The organism is endosymbiont of Riftia pachyptila (vent Ph05) (assembly GCF_000224455.1).
In the GTDB taxonomy this organism is placed as follows: Bacteria; Pseudomonadota; Gammaproteobacteria; order Chromatiales; family Chromatiaceae; genus Endoriftia; species Endoriftia persephonae.
Map to the genome: position 1 here is coordinate 1 of NZ_AFOC01000175.1, position 2,443 is coordinate 2,443.

At 37.8% G+C, this 2,443-nt stretch carries 3 protein-coding genes; all 3 read right to left on the reverse strand.

The genetic code is table 11. The annotated features are described in order from the left end of the window. Window positions 1-620: 620 nt before the first annotated feature. Window positions 621-1,091, reverse strand: coding sequence for a protein NO VEIN domain-containing protein (locus tag RIFP1SYM_RS18480; RefSeq protein ID WP_240992156.1), 471 nt, complete (start codon window positions 1,089-1,091; stop codon window positions 621-623). After that, on the reverse strand, window positions 1,061-1,462 hold the full coding sequence (locus tag RIFP1SYM_RS18485; protein WP_240992157.1) for a hypothetical protein: 402 nt from the start codon (window positions 1,460-1,462) through the stop codon (window positions 1,061-1,063). Before RIFP1SYM_RS18485 ends, RIFP1SYM_RS18480 begins: the two co-directional genes overlap by 31 nt. 202 nt (window positions 1,463-1,664) lie before the next feature. Next, on the reverse strand, window positions 1,665-2,443 hold a 779-nt coding region (locus RIFP1SYM_RS16075; protein ID WP_039960860.1), incomplete at its 5' end, for an ATP-dependent nuclease.

The following is a 2,443-nucleotide window of genomic DNA, read 5'->3' on the forward strand; positions in this document are numbered from 1 at the left end:
TGTCAGGTTGATTTACATTGTTATATTTATTTAAAATAATAACCACTTTTTTCACCTATAAGTAGTATTTCGCTGTTACTGTACAATTAGTTATTAACAATATTACTCAGCAGTAGATATGTATTGGCAGCCACCTACAAAAACACAATTACTGCGTAATTAGATTGAAAAGCAATATTTATGACTTGTAGTTATTTTCCGTTCTGCTCTTTGTCAGCCTCCTCATATACAACAAAAATCCTATCCATAATTAAATAAATAAGCACAGAAATAATGGCAAAAACAAATGACAGCATGATTGAGCTAATTGACATGACAGCAATAACACTAAATTTCCAAGGTAAATATAACGACACTATTACTGCAACATAGGCAAAACTCTTATTCTGTGACACTATTTTTGTTTTGCATTTTTTGCATGTCATTTTGTCCACAGCAAAGAATGGTAAGTTTTCGGCGCAGATTGGACATTTGTGATAAATTTTCATTTAAATATAACGCCACGCATCACCGGCAGCAAAAAGCAAAGCGAGGAACGAGCGGCGCTTTTTGCTGTCCGCGTGAATGTGATTGTTAGAAGCCAATTTGCACAGCCTTTGCTGCAACTTTTTCATCTAGCCTTACCATTTCATTTCCACTGTTTTCAGCGAGTAACCAGCAACCATTTTCTTTTTAGGCACGAACTCCATTAAATCTGGTGAAGTCAGTGCGTTACGTACAACACAAACCCTGTAATTATTTTTTTGCTCTTTTAATTGCGTGTACTCGTTGGGTGTTAACTCAAATTGAATTACATTCCCCTTATGACCCTTAACCTCTATCAAAAGAGTTTCTTTTTCTTTAACTGCCACAAGATCCCACCCAACATTATCTGTTTCTACCGACATAAGCTCATAGCCTTTGTTTTCATAAAACTCCCATGTCTTTTCAACGGCTGATCGCTCAATAGCAAGTATCTCTTTTTTGTTAGGCTTTCCGCCTCGTTTTTCTTTCTTGTTGATTTTGTCTCTAGTAGCTATTTCATGGTTTATCAGTTTTATTAATTGCTTTTTAAATTCGATTACCTTTGAATTTTCCTCATTTTGTACCAAACATTAGATTGACCGGGAAAACCTTTTCCTCGGGGTATTTGGAATATTCTTTCAGGTATTGTTAATAATCTACCATTTTCAGAACCAACCTCACACAAATAATCTATATTGTTCCACTCTCCTTTTTTCTTGCTCCCCCTACGCTTTCTGTATTCTTTATGGAATATAGTTGCATTTTCATACCAACCGATAACTACCTGACCAACATTCTCTTCAGGGCTTCTTGAAATAAAAATAATATCTACACCATGTAACTCATCACCTTCAGACCATACATTATTCGGCCTTATTCTAGACAGATCAATACCCGCAAAATTCTTAGTCATTACATAGCCATAGTACCTACCCCCTTCTTCACGAAAGTTCCACATTTCACCACCTTCACCATGTTCGGCAACGTATGAACCTCCACCATGTATTTCATCAATCCCCTGATAGGTATCCTATCCAGCCGATTCTAAATACGATTATTGGATTTGGCATGTAACTCCCTTAAGCTTCTAACGCCAGCCGTAACCGGCGCATTTGTAGTGAGCGCAGCGAACGAAAAATGCGTCCGAGTTTACGGCCTTGTTATACACCGACAAGCCCCCTGACCACTTCTTCAAGGTTGTCTTTCTTTTGGGTATTAATTAAGCCTTCAATATGGTGCTTAATTATATTTATTGGTTTTAGGTCATTTCGACCTTGCGGCTTCGGTATTCCTAAATAGTCTTCCAAATCATGGTCAAACTGGTGAATACCTTTTGTTAGTGACGTTGATGCATCATTAACTATAGAGTTCCAAGTAGCATGATTTCCACGAGATCTGTCACCGTCAAAAATAACCGAATGGGGGATGCCAAGCTTAGTAAGCAGATGAATATATCTATGGATATTGTACTTACCCAGACAATCTAAGATATATACTCTTTCTTCCCTTAGGAAACCCCACTCGTTATCTGCAAGGTAATCAAAATAGATCTTCTCTGATGCGCCTTCACATAGCAAAACATGCCTAGAAAAAAACAAGCTAGAACGCTCCGAATCCAACCATAAAAAGTATCTCAACTCCTCATCAGACATTCTGACTTCTTCATCGAAGTTAGGGTCTTGATCTTCCCCGAACTCTCTAGCAGCAACCAAATTATCATCTAATACTTCCTGTAACTTTGATTCATTTAGCTGATAGATTTCACTATGTTGGCCTGAACGGTGAAGTCTTATTATAGATGTAAAGTCAGCGGCCGACTTTCCGACAAATTGTGCAGAATGCGTGGAAAGCATAACCTGCTGCCCATCAGAACCAGCTAGTTCTTTTAGGCTTCTAAAAAGAACATCCTGTTGAGATGGGTGTAAAAATGCTTCAGGTT